Raw genomic sequence first — 23861 nt, 5'->3', positions numbered from 1 at the left:
ACGAATGGTCAACACGATCCGGTGGGAGCACGGCGACGACGGCGTCGTCCTGCTCACCCTCGACCACCCCGGGCGTTCGGCGAACGTGATGAACGACGAGTTCACCGCGAGCTTCATGGCGACCGTGGATCGGCTCGAGGCCGAGCGCGACCAGATCGCCGGCGTGATCGTCACCTCGGCCAAGAAGACGTTCTTCGCCGGCGGTGACCTGGAATCCCTGCTGCGGCTGACGCCGGCCGACGCCGAGGCGTCCGAGGCCGACACCCGTGCGCTCAAGAACGCCGTGCGCCGACTGGAGACACTCGGTCGTCCGGTGGTGGCCGCCATCAACGGATCGGCCCTCGGCGGCGGGCTGGAGCTCGCCCTCGGCTGCCACCACCGCATCGTGCTCGACAACCCGGCTATCGAGATCGGCTTTCCCGAGGTCACGCTCGGCCTGCTGCCGGGCTGTGGTGGCGTCGTGCGCAGTGTCCGGCTGTTGGGCGTGACCGACGCGCTGGTCAACTGGCTGCTGCGCGGTCAGCGGCGCCGGCCGCAGGACGCGCTCGCGCACGGGCTGGTCGACGAGATCGCCGCCGACGAGGCGGGCATGATGGGCGCGGCCCGCGCCTGGATCGCCGCCAACCCCGACGCGACACAGCCCTACGACCGCAAGGGCTACAAGATCCCCGGCGGGACCCCGTCCACCCCGGCGCTGGCCGCCCAGCTGCCGGCCATGCCCGCCACCCTGCGTAAGCAGCTCAAGGGTGCGCCCTATCCCGCCCCGCCCAACATCCTCGCCGCCGCCGTCGAAGGTGCGCAGGTCGACCTGGACACCGCCTTCACCATCGAGGGGCGGTACTTCACCGAGCTGGCCACCGGCCAGATCTCCAAGAACATGATCAAGGCGCTCTTCTTCGACGTACAGACCGCCAACTCGCGGGACGTGGGTGAGGGCCATCCGCCGCTGCGGCGGGTGGCTGTCGTCGGTGCGGGCATGATGGGCGCCGCCATCGCCTACGTGTGCGCCCGGGCCGGGATGCAGGTCGTGCTCAAGGACGTGACCGTCGAGGGGGCGCTGCGGGGCAAGGCCTACTCGGCGGGCCTGCTCGACAAGGCCGTCGCCCGGGGCAGGGCCACACCCGACGAGCGCGACGCGATCCTGGCGCGGATCCAGGCCACCGGGGACGTCGCCGACCTGGCCGGCATCGACCTCGCCATCGAGGCGGTCTTCGAGGATCCCGCGCTCAAGCACAAGGTGTACGCCGAGATCGAGCAGGTCGCCCCGGGCGCGCTCATCGCCTCCAACACGTCCACGCTGCCGATCACCCTGCTCGCCGAGGGCGTCAGCAGGCCGGAGGAGTTCGTCGGGCTGCACTTCTTCTCGCCGGTGGACAAGATGCCGCTGGTCGAGGTGATCCGCGGCGAGCAGACCGACGAGGCCACGCTGCACCGGGCCCTGGGCGTCGTACGCCGGCTCCGCAAGACGCCCATCGTCGTCAACGACAGCCGCGGCTTCTTCACCAGCCGGGTGATCGGGACGTTCACCAACGAGGGCGTGGCGATGCTGGCCGAGGGGATCCCGGCGGCCACGATCGAACAGGCCAGTAGCCAGGCCGGATACCCCGCGCCGGTCCTCGCGCTGATGGACGAGCTGACGCTCACCCTGCCCCGCAGGATCCGGCAGGAGACGGCCGCGGCGACGGTCGCCGCCGGCGGCACCTGGCAGCCGCACGCCGCCGACGCCGTCATCGACCGGATGATCGACGACTACGGCCGGCCGGGACGCTCGGGCGGCGCCGGCTTCTACGACTACCGCGACGGCAAGCGGGTCGGGCTCTGGCCGGGCCTGCGGGACAACTTCGGCGGTACGAACCTCGACACGCCCTTCGACGACCTCAAGGAGCGGATGCTCTTCGTCGAGGCGATCGAGTCGGTGCGGTGCCTCGAAGAGGGCGTACTGACCTCGGTGGTCGACGCCAACGTCGGCTCGATCCTGGGCATCGGCTACCCGAGTTGGACCGGCGGCGTCCTGCAGTACGTCAACCAGTACGAGGGCGGGCTGCCGGGCTTCGTCGCCCGCGCGCGGGTGCTCGCGGAGCGCTACGGTGACCGGTTCAGCCCGCCCCCGCTGCTGTTGGCCAAGGCCGACCGGGGCGAGCGGTTCGAATAGGTAGGTCAGAGTCCGGCGGCGAGACGTTGGGCGTTCATGTACGCGATGGCCTCTACGGAGATCATCGGGTTGACGCCCAACGACGCCGGGAAGGTGGACGCGTCGGCGAGGACCAGGTTCGGCACCTCCCACGTGGCACCGTCCGGCCCGGCGACCGACGTCGCGCTGCTGCCGCCCATGCGGGCCGCGCCCATGATGTGCAGGGCGGCCATGGCGACCTGGCCGGGCGCGGTCCCCAGGGCGTCCGTCTGCCGGATGAAGTCGTCGATGGAGCCCTTGCCGCGTTCCCAGATCCTGCCGCGCTGATGTCCGGAGAACAGCTTGCGGGCGCCGGCCGCCTCGACGATACGGGCGGCACCGGAGATGCCGGCCCGCATGTGGGCGGCGTCGTAGGCCGAGAGGCGGTAGTGCACCACCGGCTCGCCGTCGCCGTCGACCTTCACCTGTCCGCTGTCGCGGTCGCGGGTGATGATGCCGACCCCGCCGAGGTTCGGCAGCGACCGCATCTGGTCCAGGTGGGCCTGGGCGCCCGTCCAGCTCATGAACGACACGGCGGTGGCCGGGTTGGTGGCGGCGGTCTCGTAGATGACGCCGTAGCCGCGGCCGTCGAGATCGGCGTGTTCGGTGGAGTACCGGGTCTGCATCCCGCCCTCCCACGGTCGGACCTCCTCGTCGAACACGCCCCAGACGCCGGTGGCCGGGTGCAGGTGGAGGTGCCGGCCGATGTTCGGGTTGGTGAGGCCGGAGCGGCGTAGCAGGGCCGGCGTCTGCACGCTGCCGGCCGCGGCGACCACGGCGCGGGCGCGAACGGTCACCGGATGGCCGTCGGCGGTGTGGCCGGCGACGCCGGTCGCCCTGCCGGCCCGGACGGTGACGGTGCGTACGTCGACGCCGACGACGAGCCGCGCCCCTGCCCGCTGGGCGTCGACGAGCCAGGTCTTGGTCGTCGACTGCTTGGCGCCGAGACGGCAGCCGAGGCCGCACCGCCCGCACTCGACGCCGGTGTCGCAGCCGTCGACGTTGCGGGGCATCTCGTCGACGTGCCAGCCGAGCTTGGCCAGTCCGCGCTCCATGAGCGCGTCCCGGGAGGAGATCCGGCCGTGGTCGCGGTTGACGCCGAGCCGGGACCACACCGCGTCGAGGCAACTGTCGTACTCGTCGGTGGCGAACTGCGGCACGCCCAGCGCGGCCCACTCGTCGCGGACGCGCGGCGGGGTGCGGAACGACGTGCTGTAGTTGACGACGGTGCCGCCACCGAGGCACTGGCCCTGGAGAAGGCTCAGCTGGCCCTCCGCGGTGGCCGAGGGGCCCGGGGCGTAGAGCCGCGACAGGCCGGACAGTTCCCCGCCGTCGAAGTCCTTGTCGTCGTAGTACCCGCCCTTCTCCACGACGATCACGTCCAGGCCACGGCCGGCGAGGACGGCCGCGGCGGTGCCGCCACCGGCGCCCGACCCGACGATGACGACGTCGCAGTCCAGGGTGGTCGCCTCAGCCGGGCGGATCGGGGCCAGCACGGGCTCGGGGGCGTCGGCCCTGGTGCCGAGCGGGCCGGGGTAGCCGATGGCGTCCCACAGTGGCGAATGACCGGTCGGTCCGGGTGCCAGGTAGTAGGACAGGGTGGCGGCGCCCTTGAGCGCCTGGAAGAGCGCCCGCTTGCGGGTGACGCTCGACCCGGCCAGGGAGAGCAGCATCTGCTCGCGGCGCCCCTGGGTCTGCCGGGAGAACCGCCGTGCGCCCCCGCCGAGGACCAGTTGGGTGGCGGGGGAGTCCCACAGGTCCAGCAGCCGGAGGAACTGCCTGACCTCGGCGGTACGAGGGTTGTGCAGCACCAGCGCGGCCATGACCTCGACGGCGCCGAGTTGACTGGCCGGCGGCAGGTCGGCTCCGTCGCCTGGTGCGAACGTGTCGCAGATGCTTGCCAGGGCAGCGCGCTGTTTGGCAGATAATTCCATGATTTTCCGTTTCAGAGCGGTGGGCGGGTTTCCGAGTGGCCGGTGCCGGGCGTGGGGGCGGTACCGAAGTAGGCCTCGGCGACACTGCGCCGGTCGGCGCGGAGCTCGGCGGCGGACCCGGTGAGCACGACTCGGCCGTGGTGAAGCACCATCGCCCGGTCGGCGATGGACAGGGCGAGATCGATGTGCTGCTCGACGAGGACGATGCCGACACCGAGCCGGTCGGCAAGTGCGCGGATGCCGGGCAGCAGGGCCTGGACCGCGATCGGGGCCAGACCCATGCTCATCTCATCGATGAGCAGGACCCGTGGCCGGCAGACCAGTGCCTTGGCGATGGCGAGCATCTGCTGCTCACCGCCGGACAGCTGACCACACCGGCGTGACATCAGTGGTTTCAGGGCGGGGAAGAGGTCGAGGGCATGCCCGAGGTTGGCGCGCCACCCTCGGGCGAGGGCGAGGTTTTCGCGTACCGACAGGTTGTGGAACACCCCTCGTGTGTCAGGTACCAGGATCAGGCCCGCGCGGGCGTTCTGCTCCAACCGTCCACTCAGCGGCCGACCGAACGCGGTGACGGTGCCGTCCATCGGCCGGATGACCCCGGCAGCGGTCAGCAGCGCCGTGGTCTTTCCCGCACCGTTGGGGCCAAGCAGGGCCAGGACCTCGCCCTCGCCGACGTGAAGGTCGAGTTCCCGGACTGCGGGGACGTCGGAGTAGCCAGCCGTCACGCGGTGCAGACTCAGGACATCGCTCACGGCACGAGCTCCGATCCGAGGTACGCGGTACGCACGGCCGGGTCGGAGAGCACGGCACCTGGCGTTCCGGAGGCGATGACGGCCCCGTAGTCCAGGACGTACACGCGATCGCAGATGTCGGCGACGAGGTTCATGTCGTGCTCGATGAGCAGCACCGCCCGGCCCGATGCGGCGATGGCACGGACGTGGCCGCCGAATTCGGTGCTCTCGTCGGTGTCCAGCCCGGCAGCCGGTTCGTCGAGCAGGAGGACGCGAGTGGCGCCGGCGAGGGCTCGGGCGACGCCGACGATCTTCTGCCGGCCGAGGCTCAGCTCATCAGGACGGCGATCGGCGATCGAGTGCAGGCCGAACATCTCCACCACGCCGTTGACGTCGTGGTCGGGCTGGCGACGACCGGCAAGGTCACTCCAGAGGTTGTGCAGGGGCCCCCGGCCGGACGCGATCGCGATGTTCTGGCGCACGGTCAGGTCGGTGAAGAGTTCTCCCGCCTGCCAGGTCCGGGCCAGACCGGTCCGGCGGCGTTCATGGGGCGCGAGCCGGTCGATCCGTCGTCCGGCCACGCTGATCGTGCCCTGGGCCGGGGTGAATCCGGTGACGGCGTCGACGAAGGTGGTCTTGCCGGCGCCGTTCGGGCCGATCAGCCCGACGACCTCGTTCTCGTTGACCTGGATGCTGATGTCGTTGTTGGCCACCACGCCGCCGTAGCGGACGGTCAGGCCGGTCGTGGTGAGCAGCGGCTGGGTCTCGCTCACGAGGTGACCTCCCGGCGGGTGTGTCCGCGCAGCAGGCCGGTGGCGCCGCCGGCGATACCCGCCGGATTGAGTACGGCGGTCACGACCAGGGCGCAGGCGGCGATGAGGGTGTAGTACCGGCCGAGGCCGAGCGTGCCGTTGAGCAGCGTGTAGAGCACGCCGAGGGGTGCGACGAGTCCGGCGATGAGCGCACCGCTGATTCGGGTGATCCCGCCGACGTAGGCCATGCACAGGACGCTGAGTCCCACGATTATGTTGAAGGACTCGACCGACAGCTGTGAGCGGCTGTAGCCGATGAGGCATCCGCCGACACCGGCGAGGAACGCGGAGAGCGCGAAGCCAGTCAGTTTGACGCGGGCAACGTTGATGCCGGCGCTTGCCGCGGCCCGTTCGTTGGACCGGACGGCCAGGAACGACTGGCCGGTGGCGCCGGCCAGGATCCGGGCGACGGCCAGGGCCAGCACACCGACGATGACGATGACCGTGGTCGCGAACGCGGAGGTCGTCAGGTCGGTACCGCGGCGTACCGCCAGATCCCAGCCGAACAGAGTGGGGTCCGCGATGAGGTTGCCCTCGAACGGGGTCAGCGCCGGGTTGGCGAAGACGAGTTGCTGCAGGGCGACGGCGCCGGCCAGGGTCACGACCGCGAGCTGCGCCCCGCGAACCCGCAGCGCCGGCAGGCCGACGACCACACCGACGAGCGTGGCAGCGCCGGCCGAGACCACGATCGACAGCGGGAACGGTACGTGCCAGGACATCGTCGCGCGGGACAGCAGGAACCCGGCGGTACCGGCGAAGGCCATCGCGGCGAGCGAGATCTGGCCCAGATAGCCGGTGAGCACGACCAGCGAGAGTGCGATGAGCGCCATGATGATCGAGGTGACGACGCCGAACCGCCAGCTGCCCGACGTCAGGCCGACGGCCAGGGCAGCCGCCCCGGCCAGCGCCACGGCGGCCGGCAACGGCCGTCGGGGCAGCTCCACTGCCGGCATGCGTACCGTGCCCAACGCACCCCGTGCGGGGATGTGCCGACCCAGGACGACCAACGCGACGATCACGAGCAGGAACGGCACCACGTCGCCGAGGCCGGCCTGGGCCCAGACCGGCCAACCATCGAAGCTGCTCAACAACAGCAACACCGACTGAAGGATGCCGATACCCACACCGGCCAGGCACGCGATGATGATCGAGGTCAGGCGGGCCAGCAGGGCGGCGGCGAGCCCCGGCAGGACATAGAACATGTAGCCGATCGGGTCGAGGCCGAGTGTCGGGGCGGCGAGAACCGCCACCAGTGACGTCGCCGCACCGGTGAGCAGCCACATGACGCTGGCCAGCCGGTCGGGCGACAACCCGGTCAGTCTGGCGGCGAGCTCGTCTTCGGCTCCGGCCCGGGTCGCCACGCCCAACCTGGTGAACCTGAAGTAGACCGAGAGGACCACGGCCACCGTCAGGGCCGCGACCAGAAGCAGCAGGTCACTGACGTTGACCACGGTGCCGCCCACGGACAGCGTCCGGTCCGTGAGCAGGGCGGGCGCGAGTACGCCGTCGGTCGAGAAGCGCAGCGGAACCAGCGCGGCGATCGCCAGCATCAGCCCGACCGATGCGACCACCTGCGACAACGGTGGAGCGGTGCGCAGCGGCCGGAACACCAGCCAGTGCGCGGCGAACGCCAGCCCTGCCGCGCTGAGCACGCCGAGCGCGACAGCGGGCCAGGCCGGCAGCGGTTGCGAGCTGAGCTGCACGGCGCCGATGGGAAACACGAGCGTGCCGGTCTGCCGCAGCTCGGCCACCACCCACACCGCCCAGAGGGCCAGGGAGCCCTGTGCGAAGTTGAGGACCCCGGTGGCGGCGTACAGGGACACGATGGACGCGGCGATCACGGCGTACACCGCCCCGCCGGCGAAGCCGAGCGTGACGAACAACAAGAGCTGATCCATGGTCGATTCCTTGTGCTGGCCCGGACGTGGACGGGGGCGACGGCGTGCGGCCCGCGCACGCCGTCGCCGGGGGCTCACACCGCGCCGGGGATGACGCTCATGACCTGGGGGATGGGCGTGATCCAGGTGTCGGTGACGGGCTTGATCGAACCGTCGGGCTGGACCACGAACAGCAGTAGTTGGGTGGTGCAGTTGGGGGAGGTGGCGCTGCCGCAGGTGACCTTGGGGCCGAGGAAGCTCGGGAAGTCCTTGAGCGCCTTGAGCGTCTTGAGGACACCGGGGCCGGTCAGGTCGGCGTCGGTGGCCGTGGACATCGCCTTCGCGAAGTTCATGAAGAGCGCGAACTCCCCGAACGCGTAGTAGCCGGCGGTGCCGCCGGACACGGCGGAGATGTACTTCTCGGCCAGCGCCAGATCGCGTTGGGCTTCCGGGGGTGCGTACCGGGCCGCGGCGGGCAGCCAGTTCGACGAGTACAACGCGCCGCCGGCAGCCTGCTGCGGGGCACCCTTGACGTAGTCGGTGCACGCGGCGGTGAAGATCTCGCCCTGGTACCGCAACTGCCGCAATGCCTTGACCAGGGCGGTGCAGACGGCCTCGCTCGGCGCGGCGACCAGGCCACCCACATCCGGCTTGTCCCGGGCGATCGTGGAGGCCACGGCGGTGAAGTTGGGGTTCGTGGGGGAGAAATAGATGCCTTTGGCGTCGATTTCGAGCGCCTTGGCCACCACCGGAAGGAGTTTGTCGATGGTCTGGTGTGACGACGGGGTGTCGACGAGGGCCAGCGTCACCGATTTCTTACCCTCGGTCTTGAACGCCTGCAGGGCGCCGATGAGGAAGGCGGCCTGCGGCGCGGCGAAGAACACGCGGTTCTCCGCCTTGGCGCCGGTCACGGAGTCGAACGGAATCATGCCGACGAGCGGGATCTGTGCGGCGGTCAGGGTCGGCAGGGCCGCGCTCGACGACAGGTTGTAGCCGTCCATGACGGCGACCACCTTCTTCTCGACGAACATGTTGGCACACGACTGGGCCCGCTCAGGCGTCGTGTCGGTGTCGCATGTGACGACCTCGATCGGGTGGCCGTTGATGCCGCCGAACTCGCCGTTGATGTAGGACACCGCCGCCTTGGCCCCGGTGTCGGCGCCGGGTTGGGGGACCGGCCCGCCGGACGGGTTGAGGAAGCCCACGACGATCGGTGGCTTGGACAGCGTCGAGGTCGTGCTCTGGGCGCTCGGGGCGTCCGAAGCGCAGCCGGTGGCGGCCACCATGGCGGCGACGAGAACGGTGGAAGCCCGGATGACGGCAGGGGCTCTATGCATGGAACCTCATTTCGACGCGATGGTCGGTGCCGTCAACGGTTCGAGGCGCCGACCGAACGACTTCCCGTGATGCGACGGGCCTGTCCTGTGGCGTCACGTCAGACATTGCCGCTGGTGGCTGGCGGTGTCGGTGGATGCCAGGGACGGCGCACCGCCGGACCGGTGCGGGACCGGACCGGCGGTACCGGCGGTGACATGCGATCGGCCCGCGATCGATAGCGCGGGCGTCCTGTTCGTGCTTACGGCACTGTAAATCACACGTAACTTCTTGGGAAGGGTCGCGGGCAGCGCCCTGGCAATCGGATTTCACCAGCACTTCGAGCTTTATGTGGCCCTACCGGGCCTGGGCGTCGGCTGGACGGCGACGCCGGGAGGCCTGAATCCGAGCAATGGCTGCGAACCGCGCCTAACAAAACACCCCGGCCTGTGAGTGTTTGGCACACTCTCAGGCCGGGGTGTACACCGTTGGTGACGCGTTCACTGACGGTGTGTCACTGGGTGCCGGTGACGATGGCGGGGATCCCGCGTCCGACCGGCGGCGACGTGGTGGTCAGGTTGGTCGTGGATCAGCCTCACTGCAACCGGTCGGACAGTCCGTAGGTCTTCGCGATGATCTCGCGCTGGATCTCGCTGGTGCCCCCGTAGACGGTGGACACGATCGAGGACCGGACCAGGCGCTCCATGTCGAACTCGGTCGCGTACCCGTAGCCGCCCATCATCTGCATCGCGTCCAGGGCGACGCGGCGGGCGACCTCGGTGGCCTTGAGTTTGGCCATCGAACTCTCCCGGGGCAGCACCGTGTCCGGGGACCGGTCGACCTTGGCGGCGGTGTCGTAGATCAGCAGCCGGGCGCACTCGATCTCGGTGGCCAGGTCGGCCAGGCGGTGCCGGATCACCTGGAACGACCCGATCGGCCGGCGGAACTGGCGCCGGTTCTTGACGTAGTCCACGACGTCGTCGAACGCCCGCTGGGCGGTCCCCAGCATCACGCTGGCGAGGATCAGCCGCTCCATGTTGAGCCCGGCCATCAACTGCCGCCAGCCGTTGTCGATCTGGCCGACGACGGCGTCGGCGGGCAGCACGCAGTCGGCGAAGTAGAGGTCGTTGACCTCGCGCCCGCCCATGGTCTCGATGCCGGAGATGGTCAGCCCGGGCGCCGTGGCGGGGACCAGGAACATGGTCAGGCCGTCGTGGTCGCCGGCCCGGCCCGACGTGCGGGCGACCAGCAGGATGTGCTCGGCGAGATGGGCGTTGGAACACCAGGTCTTCTGGCCGTTGACGACGAATCCGTCGCCCCGGCGCTCGGCGCGGCAGCTCAGGTTGGCCACGTCCGAGCCGGCCTCGGGCTCGGACATCGCGACCGCCTCGATGGCGCCCCGGGCCACCCCGCTGAGGATGAGCTTCTTCTGCTCCGCCGAACCGAACCGCTCGTACGTGGCGGCGACGATGATCGACGTGGTGAAGCCGCCGATCGGCGCCATCGCCCGCGCGGTCTCCTCCAGGAAGAGGCACAGCTCCACCATGCCCGCGCCGCCGCCGTCGAACTCCTCCGGCAGGGACAGGCCCAGCCAGCCGAGGTCGGCCATCTTGCGGTACAACTCCGGGCTGTGGGTCTCCCGTCCGCCGTTGGTGAGTTTCTGCCGCTGTTCACGGGTTCCGGCCTCGCGGCGGCAGAAGTCCTGCACGGCCGCGACAAGTGATCGTTGCTCGTCGCTCCACTCCACAGCTGTACCTCCAGCGTCACACGGGGATTGACAGCAAGGCTAAACTATCGAATATCAAATGTCAGGAGGCAGCCGATGACGTCTCTCGCTGAGCACCCTCGCCGGCTCCACGTCGTCGACCCGATGACCGGCGAGCCCCGCACCGCCCACGACATCGCCGACGAAGCCGCGGTGCACGCCGCCGTCCAACAGGCGCGCGACGCTGCGGGGTGGTGGGCCGGCCTGGACGCCCGGCAACGCCGGCGTCATCTGCTCGCGTACAAGGCACTCGTGGCGAGCCGCATCGACGAGCTGGCCGCCCTCATCCGGAGCGAGACCGGCAAGTCGGTCGCGGGGGCCCAGCTGGAGGTGATGCTCGCCGTCGAGCACCTGGACTGGGCCGCCCGGCACGCCCGGCGGGTGCTGAGGCGGCGGTCGGTGTCCTCCGGCATGCTCGCGTTCAACCAGGCCAGCTCCGTGGAGTACGTGCCGTACGGCGTCATCGGCGTCATCGGCCCGTGGAACTACCCCGTCTACACGCCGATGGGGGCGATCTCGCACGCGTTGGCCGCCGGCAACGCGGTGGTGTTCAAGCCCAGCGAGTTCACCTCCGGCGTCGGTGTGTGGCTGGCGCAGCGGTGGAGCGAACTGCTCCCCGATCGACCGGTCCTGCAGGTCGTCACGGGCGACGGCACGACCGGTGCCGCGTTGTGCCGTGCGTCGGTCGACAAGATCGCGTTCACCGGGTCGGCCGCGACGGGGCGTGCGGTCATGGCCGCCTGCGCCGAGAGGCTGACTCCCGTCGTGATCGAGGGCGGTGGCAAGGACGCGCTCATCGTCACGGCCGACGCCGACCTCGACGCGGCCGCCCAGGCGGCTGTGTTCGGTGGCCTGGGCAACGCCGGGCAGACGTGCGCCGGAGTCGAACGCGTCTACGTCGAGCAGGCCGTGTACGAGCCGTTCGTGGCCAAGCTGGCCGAGCTGGTGCGGCAGGTCCGGCCAGGTGCCGAGCCCGACGCGCCGTACGGGCCGATGAGCACGCCGGCCCAGCCCGGCATCGTGCTGAGCCACGTCACCGACGCGATCGACCGGGGCGCCCGGGCGGTGGTCGGTGACGCGAGTTCGGTGCGACCGCCGTTCGTCGAGCCGGTCCTGCTGGCCGACGTCCCCGAGGACAGCACGGCGGTCACCGACGAGACGTTCGGCCCGGTGCTGGTGGTCAACCCGGTGGCCGACGCCGACGAGGCGCTGCGCCGGACGAACGCGACCAGCTACGGGCTCTCCGGCTCGATCTTCACTCGACACCGCCGGCACGGACTGGCGCTCGCCGCACGGGTGCGGGCGGGCGCGGTGTCGGTCAACTCGGTGCTCGGGTACGCCGGCGTGCCCTCACTGCCCTTCGGCGGCGTCGGCGACTCCGGCTTCGGGCGGGTCCACGGCGCAGACGGCCTGCGCGAGTTCAGCCGGCCGCGGTCGGTCACGTGGCAGCGGTTCCGGGCACCGATCGACGTGATGACGCTGCAACCGACCGCTCACGCCATGCGGCTCTCGCGGGCGATGTTCAAGTGGCGCCATGGCCGCCCGTGACTCACTCGCTCCACACCCCCAGGCCGTCGAGATGCTTGACCAACCGTTCGGCACCGTCGGTGAAGTGGCGGGCCATGACCGGTCGGGCGGTGGCCGGGTCGTGGGCCTCGAGCGCGTCGAGCAGGGCCTCGTGATCGGCGATCATGCCCGCCCGCCACTCCGGGTTGGCCGCGTAGAACCGCGACGGCGTGTAGCGCGTCGCCGTGCGCAGCAGCCAGGACAGTTTGCGTGCGTCGGTCAGCCGGTTGATGCTGCGGTGGAACTCGAACTCGAGCTGCTCGACCCGGTTGATCTGCCTGGCCTGGGCGGCCCGGCGCAGCCGCTCGTGCTGCCGCCGCAGGTCGTCGAGCTGGGCCGGCGTGATGCTGACGGCGACCCGGGCGGCGAGCTCGCCGGCGATGTCGCCCTGCAGGGCGAACACGTCGACGATGTCCTGCCGGGACAGCGGCGCGACCACGTGGCCGCGCCGCGGCTGCAGCTCGACCATGTCCTCCGCGCGCAGCATCAGCAGGGCCTCGCGCACCGGCGTGATGCTCAGCCCGGTCTCCTGGGCGACCTCCTCGAGCCGGATCCGTTCGCCGGGACGCAGCTGGCCGGACATGATCCGGTCGCGCAGCAGGCTCGCCACCGTCTCTGACAGCTGAGGATGAGATACGTCCTGGGCCTTGCTCCGCTGCGCCACGCGACTACAGTATCAAATGTCAAATGTCACAAGGGGTGTGCCGATGAGCTTGCCTGAGGCCGAACCGGCCGGTTGCGGTCTGCGGGCCGCCACCCGCGCCGGGGTCCGCACGATCTGGTTCGACCGGCCCGACCGGCGGAACGCGATGACGCTGGACATGTTCCGCGACTACTACGCGGCGCTGCTGGCGGCCGACGCGGATCCGCGGGTGCGGGCCATCGTGGTGACCGGCACCGGCGACTGGTTCTGCGCGGGCGCCGACCCGGAGGCGCTGCAGGCGCTGCTCGACGACAGCCACCGCGACCAGTTGATGGACGAGTTCGGCTTCGCACCACATCTGCCGATCACGCTGGGAACGCCGATCGTCGCGGCGGTCAACGGCGGCGCCGCGGGCCTCGGCCTGGTCCACGCGCTGTACGCCGACGTGCGGTTCCTGGCGGCACAGGCGCGCCTGGCCACCGCGTTCAGCCGGCTCGGCCTGATCGCCGAGTACGGCAGCGCCTGGCTGCTGCCCCGCCTGGTCGGCGCCGGCAACGCGCTGGACCTGCTGGTGTCCGGCCGCAAGATCGATGCGGCGGAGGCGTTCCGGATCGGACTGGTGCAACGAGTGCTCCCGCGCGACGAGGTGCTGGCCGAGGCGCAAGCCTATGCCGCCGACCTCGCCGCGCACTGCTCGCCGGCGTCCATGGCGGTGATCCGGCGGCAGGTCTGGTCGGGCCTGGAGACCGGGGTGGCCGAGGCGGCCGCCGACGCCGGCCGGCTCATGGGCGCGTCCCTCGCCGGTGCTGACTTCGGTGAGGCCCTTGCCAGCCAGCTCCAGGGGCGTGCTCCCCGCTTCGCGGCGCGGGCCGGCGCATGAGCGGCCCGCTGGCCGGGGTCCGGGTCGTGGAGCTCGCCGGGATCGGCCCAGGTCCGTTCGCGGCGATGCTCCTGGCCGACCTCGGGGCCGACGTCGTCCGGGTCGACCGACCGGAGCCGGGCGCGCTGTCGGCCGGCGACCCGAGACGGGACCTGCTCAACCGGGGCAAGCGGTCGGTCGTCGTGGACCTCAAGCATCCCGACGGGGCCGAGGCGATCCTCGGGCTGACCGACCGGGCCGCGATCGTGATCGAGGGCTGGCGTCCCGGGGTGGCCGAGCGGCTCGGCGTCGGGCCGCAGGCCGCGCTGGAGCGCAACCCGGGCCTCGTCTACGGACGGATGACCGGTTGGGGACAGCAGGGGCCGCTGGCCCGCGCCGCCGGTCACGACATCGGCTACATCGCCGTCGCCGGAGCACTGCACCCGATCGGCCGCCCGGACGGGCCACCGCAGATCCCGCTCAACCTCGTCGGTGACTTCGGTGGTGGCGCGCTCTACCTCGTCGTCGGCTGCCTGGCGGCGCTGCACGTGGCCCGGAGCACCGGCCGCGGGCAGGTCGTCGACGCCGCCATCGTCGACGGCACGGCCCACCTCACCACGCTGTTCGCCGGTCTCCTCGCGGGCGGCGCCTGGCAACCCGAGCGCGGCCGCAACCTGCTCGACGGCGGCGCGCCGTTCTACGACGTCTACGCCACCGCCGATGGCGGGCACATGGCCGTCGGCGCACTGGAGCCCCAGTTCTACGCCGAGCTGTTGCGGCTGCTCGGGCTGGCCGACGCGGACCTGCCGGCCCAGCACGACGTCGCCGGATGGCCGGTGCTGCGCGCGCGCTTCGCGGCGGCCTTCGCCGAGCGCACCCGCGACGAGTGGACCAAGCTGTTCGAGGGGACCGACGCCTGCGTGGCACCGGTGCTGTCGCTCGTCGAGGCGCAGCGCCATCCACACCTGGTGGCGCGCGCGACGTTCGAGGAGCACTTCGGCGTCCGGCAGCCCGCCGTGGCGCCCCGCCTGTCGGAAACACCGGGGGCGATCGGTGGCAGCCCGCCGCTGCCGGGCTCGGACACCGAGACCGTGCTCACCGAGTGGGGTCTCGGCGCAGACCTGCCAAGGTGGCTGGGCAACGGCGCCGTCAGCCAGACAAGAGGAGTTCGCTGATGCGTATCGCGACACCGCTGGCGTACGCCACGGATCCCAGGAGCGGCGCGGACGCCGTGGCCACCTGGGAAGACGACGGCCTCGACGTGGTCTGGGTGTCGGAGGCGTACGGCTTCGACGCGCCGACCATCATGGGCTACCTCGCCGCGAAGACGACCCGGCTGCAGATCGGCTCCGCCATCCTGCCCATCTACTCCCGGACCCCGGCGCTGCTGGCCCAGACCGCGGCCGGCCTGGACGCGATCTCGGGCGGCCGCGCCATCCTCGGCCTGGGCGCGTCAGGGCCGCAGGTGATCGAGGGCTGGCACGGCGTCGCCTACGACCGGCCGCTCGCCCGGACCCGTGAGGTGATCCGGATCTGCCGGCAGGTGTGGCGCCGCGAGATGCTGGTCCATGACGGCATCCACCGGCTGCCGCTGCCTCCCGAGGAAGGCACCGGTCTCGGCAAACCGCTGAAGCTCCTCACCCACCCGGTCCGCGACCACATCCCGATCTACGTGGCGAGCCTGGGCGACAGGAACGTGCGGATGACCGCCGAGCTCGCCGACGGGTGGCTGCCGTTCCTCTACGACCCCGAGCGCGCGGCCGACGTCTGGGGCGCGGCGCTGGCAGCCGGCCGGGACAAGCGGCCCGACGATCTCGGCCCACTCGAGGTCGTGGCCGGCGGCCCGCTGGCCATCGGCCCGGACGTGACCGGCCTGCGTGACCTCGCCCGGCCGCTGATCGCCCTGTACGTCGGCGGCATGGGCGCCAGGGGCCGCAACTTCTACCACGACCTGCTGTCCCGCTACGGGTACGCTGCCGAGGCGGACCGCATCCAGGACCTCTACCTGGCCGGCCGCAAGACGGCGGCCGCCGCCGCCGTGCCGGCGGAACTGCTGGAGCGCACCAGCCTGATCGGGCCGGAGAGCTACGTGCGGGATCGCGTCCAGGCCTATCGCGACGCCGGCGTCACGATCCTCAACGTCACGCCGCTGGGCACCGAGCCCCGGCGCCTCATCGCCGCGGTGAAGGACATGGCCCGGTAGGGACCTGCGCAGTAAGGAGTCGACACACATGGTGAACCGCACGATCTTCTCCGCCGACCACCTCGCGTTCACGGAACTGGTGCGCGCCTTCATCGACAAGGAGGTCACGCCGCACCACGACCGCTGGGAAGCCGACGGCATCGTCGACCGCGGCGTGTGGCGGGCCGCCGGCGCCGCCGGCCTGCTGGGCTTCTTCGTCGACGAACGGTACGGCGGCGGCGGGGTGACGGACCGGCGCTTCAACGCCATCCTCACCGAGGAACTGGCCCGGGCGGGCGCGAGTGGCCCGGCGTTCGGCCTGCACAACGACATCATCGGGCCGTACCTCACCGATCTGACCAACGACGAGCAGAAACAGCGGTGGCTGCCGGGCTTCTGCTCCGGCGACGTCATCACCGCGATCGCCATGTCCGAACCGGGCGCCGGCAGCGACCTGCAGGGCATCACCACCACCGCGGTACGCGACGGCGACGACTACGTCCTCAACGGGCAGAAGACCTTCATCAGCAATGGGATCCTGGCCGACCTGGTCATCGTGGTGGCCCGCACCGATCCCGCCGCGGGGCACCGGGGGATCAGCCTGCTGGTCGTCGAGCGCGGCATGCCCGGCTTCGAGCGGGGCCGCAACCTCGACAAGATCGGGCAGAAGGCGCAGGACACCGCCGAACTGTTCTTCGCCGACGTCCGGGTGCCCGCGGCCAATCTCCTCGGCGACGAGGGCCAGGGCTTCGCCTACCTGATGCGCAACCTGCCCTTCGAGCGGCTGTCGATCGCGGTCGCGGCGCTCGCCGGTGCCGAGGCGGTGTTCGCGCAGACCCTCGCCTACTGCAAGCAGCGCCAGGCGTTCGGTCGCCCCATCGGCAGCTTCCAGCACAACCGGTTCGTGCTGGCCGAACTCGCGACCGAACTGCGCCTCGGCCGCGTCTTCGTCGACCAGTGCCTGGTCGAGCCCACCCTCACGGCGGAGACGGCGGCGATGGCGAAGTGGTGGTGCACCGAGTTGCAGCAACGCACCGTCGATCGCTGCCTGCAGTTGCACGGCGGCTACGGCTACATGCGCGAGTACCCGGTGGCCAGGGCGTATCTGGACGCCCGCGTCCAGACGATCTACGGCGGAACGACGGAGATCATGAAGGAGGTGATCGGCCGGTCACTCGGACTGTGAACCGTACTCCAGCATGGGCACGAGGAACCGCCGGGCCACGGCGCGCAACTGTTCGGCGTCGTCGAGGTCGACGACGTGGCTGGGGGTGACCAGAAAGGAGCAGGACAGCCGTGTCATCAGTTCGGCCACCACCTCGACGTCCGCGGTGGCGGGGATGTTGCCGGCCCGTTGCTCGCGGCGGAGTTGGCCGGCGACGAACCGTTGCACCGTGGCCAGCGTCCGCCCGCCGTCGCTGATCATCGAGGGGACGAGCACGTCCGGTTCGGCGGTCATCAGCCCTCCGATCAGCGGGTTGCGGCGAAAGGCCTGCAAGGCGCTGACGAAGCCCAGGACCACCCGGTCGTCGACGGTCGGGGCCTGCTGGATGTCGAGGAGGAACTGGTCGAAGTAGCGCCGGAACTCCCGGCGGACCACCTGCTCGACCAGCCTGTCCTTGGTGGCGAACCGGCGGTACGCCGTGATCCGGGAAACCCCGGCGCGCCGGGCCACGTCCTCCATCGTGGACCGGCGGATGCCCATGCGGCAGAACTGCTCGTAGGCGGCGTCGAGGATCCGCGTGGCGACCTCGTCGTTGTCGTCGGCGCGTTCCAGCGCCTCGGTGAAGGCACGTTCCAGCAGCGACTCCGAGCCGGACGCGGCCCCGAGCGCGGACAGCAGCGGTTCTGCGGTGTGCCCGTCGTGACCTGCCTGGGACGGACCGGGGGACGACGCGTTCGCGGAAGCGGTCCGGGCCATGGCTGCCCTCTCGTGAGATACGTTGACGCGAGCCTTGCATCACGGTACCAACCACGAACCCGGAACTCCGAGTTCTGCCGGGCCCTGGCCGACCTGACGTGCGCGCCGGGCTACGGGGTGACGTTGATGTTGGTCAGCCCGGTGACAGCGTTGGTGACGGTGTTCGAGGCGTACACCAGGTTGGGATTGGCGGCGCAGCGCGACGTCGAGGAGACGTACACGGCGTAACGGCCGACGCCGCCGAGGTCGGACGTGTTGTGGCGCCATATGTTGCCGCAGCCGTACCCGTCGAGCAGGTTGTGCGTCTCGTAGCCGTTGGCGAACGTGCCGGGCGCGCGGAAGGTGCCCGTGTTGCCCTCGATCAGGTAGCCGTTGCCCTTGGCATCGACCCACGAGTCGCCCGAGTTGGCGCCGGAGATGCCCTGTCCGTTGAACCTGTTGCCCCTGATCACACCGCCTTCGGTGCCCTCCTTGACGTCCACGTGCTCGGCGGTGACGTTCGGGCCGATGTCGTTGTTCAGCACCTGGACCCGGTCGGAGCGATCCACGCCGCCGGAGTTGCCGTGGCAGCCGAAGTTGGACTGGGCCGAGCCGAGATAGACGGCCTCACCGTAGCCGGGCTGCGTCAGGCCGGTGTCGGTGATGGTGGAGTTGCGGATGATCCCGTCGGCGGAGGAGCGGCGGAAGTGCACCGCCTCCTCGTCGGTGTGGTGTACGTGTACCCCGTCGATGGTCACGTGCTGCGAGTTGTCGAGCACGATGCCCTTCTTCGACTCGGCCACGGTGAAGCCGGTCAGGTTCCAGTAGGGCGCGTCGAACAGCCAGAGGCCGTACCCGGAGTCCCAGCCGGCCGTCGGCACCGGGCAGGACGGGGCGGTGCCGGTGGGACCGTCGTTGATCAGAACCGCGGTGCGCGGACCGGTCAGCGTGATCCGGGACGTGGCCGTGCCGGCCCGCCGGGTCAGGAACGACCCGCGGTACGTTCCGGCCGCGAGCCGGATGGTGTGGCCGGGCTGGGCGGCGGCGAGGGCGGCCTGGAGTTGGGCCGCGGTGGAGACGTCCACGACTGGCCCGGCCGGCGGAGTGGTGGGCGGTGGCGGCGTCGTGGGTGGGGCCGTCGTGGGCGACGGTGTCGTGGTCGGCGGGACGGTCGTGGGGGCGGCGCCGCCACAGGGCTTTCCGTCCACGGTGCAGTTGACGGGCACGCCGAGGCCCGCCACGTTGAAGCCGAAGTCCTCGGCGGCGCCGGGGGCGATGTCGCCGTTGTGGCCGGCGTTGGTGAAGCGGTAGTGCTGGCCGATCTGGGTCCGCACCGAGCTCCACGAGTTCGTCACCCGGGAACCCGGGGGCAGGTCGAACTCGACCACCCAGCCCGTGCTGGCGGCGTCGCCCCGGTTGGTGATGACGTATCGGGCGCCGTATCCGGTGTTCCACACCGAGCTCTGGGAGAACACGGCGGTCAGGTCGGGGGCGGCGGCGGACGCCGTGGGCGCGGACGCCAGGGCCGTCGAGCCCAGCCCGGCGAGGGCGACGACCAGACCAACCGTGGCGAGCGCGGTGCCGGTACGGGAGCGTGCCATCAGTGGGCCTCCGTCGGTGCTCCGAGCGGGTACGTCGAGGGGCGAGCGCTCAGCCATTCTAGGTCATCGATGTCGTGGCGGTCGTCGTCAGCTGCCGGACGTCCCCGCGCCCTGGCACGGACCTGTCACAGGTCCGTGCAAACATCGTCGCGTGACTGGATGGATCTACAACGATCGCCCTGAGGGCCTCAGGTTCCTGACCGAGCGGGTTGCGGAACCGGGCCGTGGGGAGATCGACGCCGAGATCTGGGACTGGGTCGTGCGTGGCGAGGATGACGCCGGCGACTTCCTGGACTACTTCGACGTGGACGAGCAGCGCCACGGCGCCACGGACGAGGAGCTCAGGGCGGCGTACGAGAAGGCTCTGGTCGCTCGGCGGGAGCAGCAGCGCGAGTGGGGTGAGGTACGGAGCAACCTCACCCGCGCGTTCGACGAACTCGCCGACCTCGGCGTGTTGGCCAGGGAGAACTTCAGCTGCTGTGGCACCTGCGCGGCCGCTGAGATCCACGATGAGCGGGACGGCTCCCGGCACTGGCACGGCTACCTCTGGTACCACCAGCAGGACACGGAGTCGCTGCTCGCGAGCGAGGACGGCGAGGTCTACCTCGGCTACGGCGCCTATCCGCCGGCGGACTTCGACGAGGTCGCCTATGCCGCACTGTCGGAGGCGGAACAGCAGGCCCGCTACCAGGCCGACCTGGAACGGCTCCTCGACGAGATCGCCTTCCCGGTGCTGCGAAGGCACGGCATGCGGGTGGAGTGGAACCGCAAGCAGTCCACGCGGATCCGGGTGACCGGCGCCCAGTGGTACGCGCCGCTGACCTGAGACGGGCAGTTCTCGACAGCGTGGTCCGCGCTGGAGTCAGGTGACGTCGAGGCCCCACGGGCCGCGCTGCAGCATCTCGACATCGCGATGCTGCGCCAGGGTCATCCCGTCCCTGCCAGGGCACCGACCTGGCCGGTCGTCCCGGGTACGCCGACCCGGTGGCCGACCTGCTGAGCGGGTCGCGTCGGTGGCAGGATGCCAACGGCGATCCGGACGGCACCTGGACCGGGCAGTCGCCGCCACCTGACACACGGCGGAACCGTCCCGGGGTGACCGGCCTTCGACCTGGCCAGCCCGGGAGGTTCGCCGACCCCTCCTGACCACCGGGTTACCCGCCCCGCTCCGGGCCTGACCAAGGAGACCCATCAATGCATGATGACCGCGAGCTGATCGCCGACCGGCTGGCCCGGCTGCTGCGGGAACGGATCCGGCCGGCCACCCACCGTACGGTGGCCTCGCTGGAGGTGACCGCATGGCACGTCGAGGGCGGTCAGGGCGAGCCGGTGCCGCCCTCGGCCGCGCTGCCCCAGCCGGGTGCGAGCGGCCCGGACGAGCGGTACGTGCCGTTGCGGGTCGGCCAGGAATGGGGGCCCGCCTGGGGCACCAGCTGGCTGCACCTGACCGGCGAGGTGCCGGCCGTGGCGGCCGGTGCCCGCGTCGAGCTGCGAGTCGATCTCGGCTGGATGCCGGGCATGTCCGGGTTCCAGGCCGAAGGGTTGGTCTACCGGCCGGACGGGTCGGTGGTCAAGGGGCTCAACCCGTACAACGACTGGATCCCGGTGGCCGCGCCGGCCGCCGGTGGGGAGCGGATCGACCTCTACCTGGAGGCGGCGGCCAACCCCTATCTCAGCGACATGAGCACGTTCCTGCCGACCCCACTCGGCGACCGGGACACCGCCGGGGCGCAGCCGCTCTACCGGCTGGTCCGGGCCGACGTGACGGTGTTCGAGGCCGAGGTCTGGGAGCTGGTCGCCGATCTGGAGGTGCTCGACGGGTTGCGCCGCGAGCTGGCCGACGGCGATCCCCGCGGTTGGGAGATCCACCGGGCGCTCGGCCGCGCGCTGGACGCGCTGGACCTGGCGGACGTCGCCGGCACGGCTCACCTGGCCCGCGCCGAACTGGCCGAGGTGCTGAGTCGACCGGCCCACGCCAGCGCGCACCGGCTGACCGCGGTGGGGCACGCGCACATCGACACCGCCTGGCTCTGGCCGCAACGGGAGACGGTACGCAAGGTCGCCCGTACCGCGGCCAATGTGGTGCAGCTGATGGACGAGGAGCCGGACCTGGTCTTCGCGATGTCCAGCGCCCAGCAGTTCGCCTGGTTGCAGGAGCACCGGCCGGAGGTCTTCGAGCGGGTCGCCGAGCAGGTCCGGGCGGGCCGCTTCGTCCCGGTGGGCGGAATGTGGGTCGAGTCGGACACCAACCTGCCCGGCGGCGAGGCGTTGGCCCGGCAGTTGGTCCGCGGCAAGCGCTACTTCCTGGACACCTTCGGCATCGACACCCCGGAGGTGTGGCTGCCCGACTCGTTCGGCTACTCGGCGGCCATGCCGCAACTGGTCCGGCTGGCCGGGTCGCGCTGGTTCCTCACCCAGAAGATCTCCTGGAACCAGACCAACCGCTTTCCGCACCACACCTTCTGGTGGGAGGGCATCGACGGGACCCGGCTCTTCACCCACTTTCCCCCGGTGGACACCTACAACGCCGAACTCACCGCGCGCGAGCTCGCCCACGCGGTGGCCAACTTCCGGGACAAGGGGCCGGCCAGCCGCTCGCTGGTGCCGTTCGGTCACGGCGACGGCGGCGGGGGTCCGACCCGGGAGATGCTCGCCCGGGCCCGCCGCGTCGCCGACCTGGAGGGTTCCCCCCGGGTACGCGTCGAGTCGCCAGCGGCCTTCTTCGCCGCCGCCGAACAGGAGTACCCGCAGGCCCCGGTATGGGTGGGAGAGCTCTACCTGGAGGCGCACCGGGCCACGTACACGTCGCAGGCCCAGACCAAACAGGGCAACCGCCGCAGCGAACACCTGTTGCGGGAGGCGGAACTCTGGAGCGCCACCGCCGCGCGGGCCGGGCTGGTCGACTACCCGTACGACGCGCTGGACCGGATCTGGAAGAGCGTGCTGCTGCACCAGTTCCACGACATCCTGCCCGGCTCCTCGATCGCCTGGGTGCACCGGGAGGCCCGGGACACCTACCGGCGGATCGCCGCCGAGCTGGAGGAGATCATCGGTACGGCCGTCGCCGCGCTGGCCGGGGCTCCCACCGGCGCTGGCGAGGACGCGGCCGGCGGTCAGGCGGTGGTGTTCAACGCCGGCCCGTACGCGCGGGACGGGGTGCCGGCGCTCGGCGCCGGGCAGCCGGACCCGTCGGGCGATCCGGTGCGGGTCAGCCGGGCCGACGGCGGATTCGTGCTGGACAACGGCCTACTGCGGATCGTCGTCGACCGGCACGGGCTGCTCACCTCGGTGCGGGACCTGGCCGCCGACCGGGAGGTGCTGGCGCCCGGCCTGCCGGGCAACCTGCTGCAACTGCACGCCGACCTGCCCAACCGCTGGGACGCCTGGGACGTCGACGCCTTCTACCGCAACCGGGTCACCGACCTGACCGGGGTGGACCGCCTCGTCTGCACGGCCTTCCCCGAGGCGGATCAGGGTGAACAGCAAGACCCGATCCCCGGTGACCGTGGCGGTGCCGAATCCGTCCTGGTGTTCCGCCGGTTCGGCGACTCGACGGTGGTGCAGGAGATCGGTCTGGCACCCGGTCGACGCCGGGTCGACCTGCGCACCGAGGTCGACTGGCACGAGCGGGAGAAGTTCCTGAAGGTCGCCTTCCCGCTCGACGTGCACACCGACCGGGCCGCCTACGAGACCCAGTACGGCCACGTGCACCGCCCCACCCACGAGAACACCTCCTGGGAGGCGGCGAAGTTCGAGGTGTGCGCCCACCGCTGGGTACGGGTCAGCGAGCCGGACTACGGCGTCGCGCTCGTCAACGAGGCCACGTACGGCCACGACGTGCGGCGGGAGGCCCGGCCCGGGGGTGGCACGCTGACCACCGTACGGCTCTCCCTGCTCCGTGCCCCGCGTTTTCCCGATCCGGAGACCGACCAGGGCCGGCACAGCTTCCGCTACGCCCTGGTGCCGGGCGAGCGTCTGGTCGACGCGATCCGCGAGGGCTACGCGATCAATCTGCCGGCACGCCGAGCTGCCGGTGCCGCCGCGGTGCCGCCGCTGGTGGAGGTGACGCACGAGGGGGTGATCGTCGAGGCGGTCAAGCTCGCCGACGACCGGAGCGGCGATGTGGTGGTGCGCCTCTACGAGTCCCTCGGCGGGCGGGCCACGGCACGACTGCGCGCCGGTTTCCCGGTCGCCCGGGTGACGGAGGCCGACCTGCTTGAGCGCCCGATCGCGGCCGACGCGCTGCGGGCGGCCCCGTCGCATCCGACCCGGCCGGAAGCCGATGGTGAGCTCGCGCCCGACGGGGTGGAGCTGTCGTTGCGCCCGTTCCAGGTGGTCACGGTGCGGCTGGTTCCTGCCGCCGGATGAGTGCCGGCGACTCCGGGCCGACGACTGGTGCTCGTCGGCCCGGAGTCGACGCGCAGCGAACCTCCGCCGGAGGCAGCCGGCAACGCCCAGGTGACTGTGGTCCAAGCCGCCCAGCGGCTGGCGCAGGCTCGAAGGAGCA

General features: G+C 71.2%; 17 protein-coding genes. 8 read left to right on the top strand and 9 right to left on the bottom strand.

Going from position 1 to position 23861, the window contains the following annotated elements; all coding sequences use genetic code 11:
• Window positions 1–4: 4 nt before the first annotated feature.
• Window positions 5–2152 (top strand): 3-hydroxyacyl-CoA dehydrogenase NAD-binding domain-containing protein, encoded by a 2148-nt coding sequence (locus ABZ809_RS16885; protein WP_357563423.1) that lies wholly within the window; start codon window positions 5–7, stop codon window positions 2150–2152.
• A gap of 5 nt (window positions 2153–2157) precedes the next feature.
• Here the strand turns inward: ABZ809_RS16885 and ABZ809_RS16880 are convergent, their stop codons facing one another.
• The 6 genes from ABZ809_RS16880 to ABZ809_RS16855 form a co-directional block, all read right to left on the bottom strand.
• On the bottom strand, window positions 2158–4104 hold the full coding sequence (locus ABZ809_RS16880; RefSeq protein ID WP_357563422.1) for a GMC family oxidoreductase N-terminal domain-containing protein: 1947 nt from the start codon (window positions 4102–4104) through the stop codon (window positions 2158–2160).
• A gap of 11 nt (window positions 4105–4115) precedes the next feature.
• Window positions 4116–4856 carry an ABC transporter ATP-binding protein gene (locus ABZ809_RS16875; protein WP_357563421.1) on the bottom strand — a complete coding sequence of 247 codons (741 nt, stop codon included), beginning with the start codon at window positions 4854–4856 and terminating at the stop codon, window positions 4116–4118.
• On the bottom strand, window positions 4853–5608 hold the full coding sequence (locus ABZ809_RS16870; protein ID WP_357563420.1) for an ABC transporter ATP-binding protein: 756 nt from the start codon (window positions 5606–5608) through the stop codon (window positions 4853–4855). The genes ABZ809_RS16875 and ABZ809_RS16870 overlap by 4 nt, the downstream gene beginning before the upstream one ends.
• Complete coding sequence (locus ABZ809_RS16865) at window positions 5605–7545, bottom strand: ABC transporter permease (protein ID WP_357563419.1); 1941 nt, start codon at window positions 7543–7545, stop codon at window positions 5605–5607. The genes ABZ809_RS16870 and ABZ809_RS16865 overlap by 4 nt, the downstream gene beginning before the upstream one ends.
• A 74-nt stretch (window positions 7546–7619) precedes the next feature.
• Window positions 7620–8861 carry an ABC transporter substrate-binding protein gene (locus tag ABZ809_RS16860; protein WP_357563418.1) on the bottom strand — a complete coding sequence of 414 codons (1242 nt, stop codon included), beginning with the start codon at window positions 8859–8861 and terminating at the stop codon, window positions 7620–7622.
• 572 nt (window positions 8862–9433) lie between these two features.
• Window positions 9434–10585, bottom strand: a complete 1152-nt coding sequence (locus tag ABZ809_RS16855) for an acyl-CoA dehydrogenase family protein (protein ID WP_357563417.1) — start codon at window positions 10583–10585, stop codon at window positions 9434–9436.
• A 75-nt stretch (window positions 10586–10660) separates the two neighbouring features.
• Here ABZ809_RS16855 and ABZ809_RS16850 point away from each other — a divergent pair, with 75 nt between their 5' ends.
• The gene (locus ABZ809_RS16850; RefSeq protein WP_357563416.1) at window positions 10661–12151 is read left to right on the top strand and encodes an aldehyde dehydrogenase family protein; all 1491 of its coding nucleotides are present in this window, start codon (window positions 10661–10663) and stop codon (window positions 12149–12151) included.
• A 1-nt stretch (window position 12152) separates the two neighbouring features.
• Here ABZ809_RS16850 and ABZ809_RS16845 read toward each other — a convergent pair whose 3' ends face one another.
• The gene (locus tag ABZ809_RS16845; protein WP_357563415.1) at window positions 12153–12833 is read right to left on the bottom strand and encodes a GntR family transcriptional regulator; all 681 of its coding nucleotides are present in this window, start codon (window positions 12831–12833) and stop codon (window positions 12153–12155) included.
• A gap of 43 nt (window positions 12834–12876) precedes the next feature.
• On the opposite strand from ABZ809_RS16845, the gene ABZ809_RS16840 reads away from it, so the two are divergent.
• The 4 genes from ABZ809_RS16840 to ABZ809_RS16825 are packed head-to-tail and all read left to right on the top strand — an operon-like array spanning window position 12877 to window position 17039.
• Window positions 12877–13692, top strand: coding sequence for an enoyl-CoA hydratase-related protein (locus tag ABZ809_RS16840; RefSeq protein ID WP_357563414.1), 816 nt, complete (start codon window positions 12877–12879; stop codon window positions 13690–13692).
• A complete protein-coding gene (locus ABZ809_RS16835) occupies window positions 13689–14846 on the top strand; it encodes a CaiB/BaiF CoA-transferase family protein (protein ID WP_357563413.1) in 1158 nt (385 codons plus the stop codon). Before ABZ809_RS16840 ends, ABZ809_RS16835 begins: the two co-directional genes overlap by 4 nt.
• On the top strand, window positions 14846–15874 hold the full coding sequence (locus ABZ809_RS16830; RefSeq protein ID WP_357563412.1) for an LLM class F420-dependent oxidoreductase: 1029 nt from the start codon (window positions 14846–14848) through the stop codon (window positions 15872–15874). The genes ABZ809_RS16835 and ABZ809_RS16830 overlap by 1 nt, the downstream gene beginning before the upstream one ends.
• A 28-nt stretch (window positions 15875–15902) precedes the next feature.
• Window positions 15903–17039 (top strand): acyl-CoA dehydrogenase family protein, encoded by a 1137-nt coding sequence (locus ABZ809_RS16825; RefSeq protein WP_357563411.1) that lies wholly within the window; start codon window positions 15903–15905, stop codon window positions 17037–17039.
• On the opposite strand, the gene ABZ809_RS16820 is transcribed toward ABZ809_RS16825, so the two are convergent.
• Window positions 17025–17774 (bottom strand): helix-turn-helix domain-containing protein, encoded by a 750-nt coding sequence (locus tag ABZ809_RS16820; protein ID WP_357563410.1) that lies wholly within the window; start codon window positions 17772–17774, stop codon window positions 17025–17027. The two genes, ABZ809_RS16825 and ABZ809_RS16820, sit on opposite strands and share 15 nt — an antisense overlap.
• A gap of 110 nt (window positions 17775–17884) precedes the next feature.
• Window positions 17885–19354, bottom strand: a complete 1470-nt coding sequence (locus ABZ809_RS16815) for a cellulose binding domain-containing protein (protein WP_357563409.1) — start codon at window positions 19352–19354, stop codon at window positions 17885–17887.
• Window positions 19355–19505: 151 nt separating this feature from the next.
• On the opposite strand from ABZ809_RS16815, the gene ABZ809_RS16810 reads away from it, so the two are divergent.
• Together ABZ809_RS16810 and ABZ809_RS16805 are read left to right on the top strand one after the other, a co-directional pair.
• Window positions 19506–20180: a hypothetical protein gene (locus ABZ809_RS16810; protein ID WP_357563408.1), complete on the top strand. Its 675-nt coding sequence runs from the start codon at window positions 19506–19508 to the stop codon at window positions 20178–20180.
• Between the two features lie 368 nt (window positions 20181–20548).
• A complete protein-coding gene (locus tag ABZ809_RS16805) occupies window positions 20549–23722 on the top strand; it encodes a glycoside hydrolase family 38 C-terminal domain-containing protein (RefSeq protein ID WP_357563407.1) in 3174 nt (1057 codons plus the stop codon).
• The last annotated feature ends 139 nt before the right edge of the window (window positions 23723–23861 follow it).

This window comes from Micromonospora sp. NPDC047074 (assembly GCF_040643815.1).
In the GTDB taxonomy this organism is placed as follows: Bacteria; Actinomycetota; Actinomycetes; order Mycobacteriales; family Micromonosporaceae; genus Micromonospora.
The sequence above is the reverse complement of the archived record's forward strand: the minus strand, read 5'-3'. Positions and strand labels throughout refer to the sequence as shown.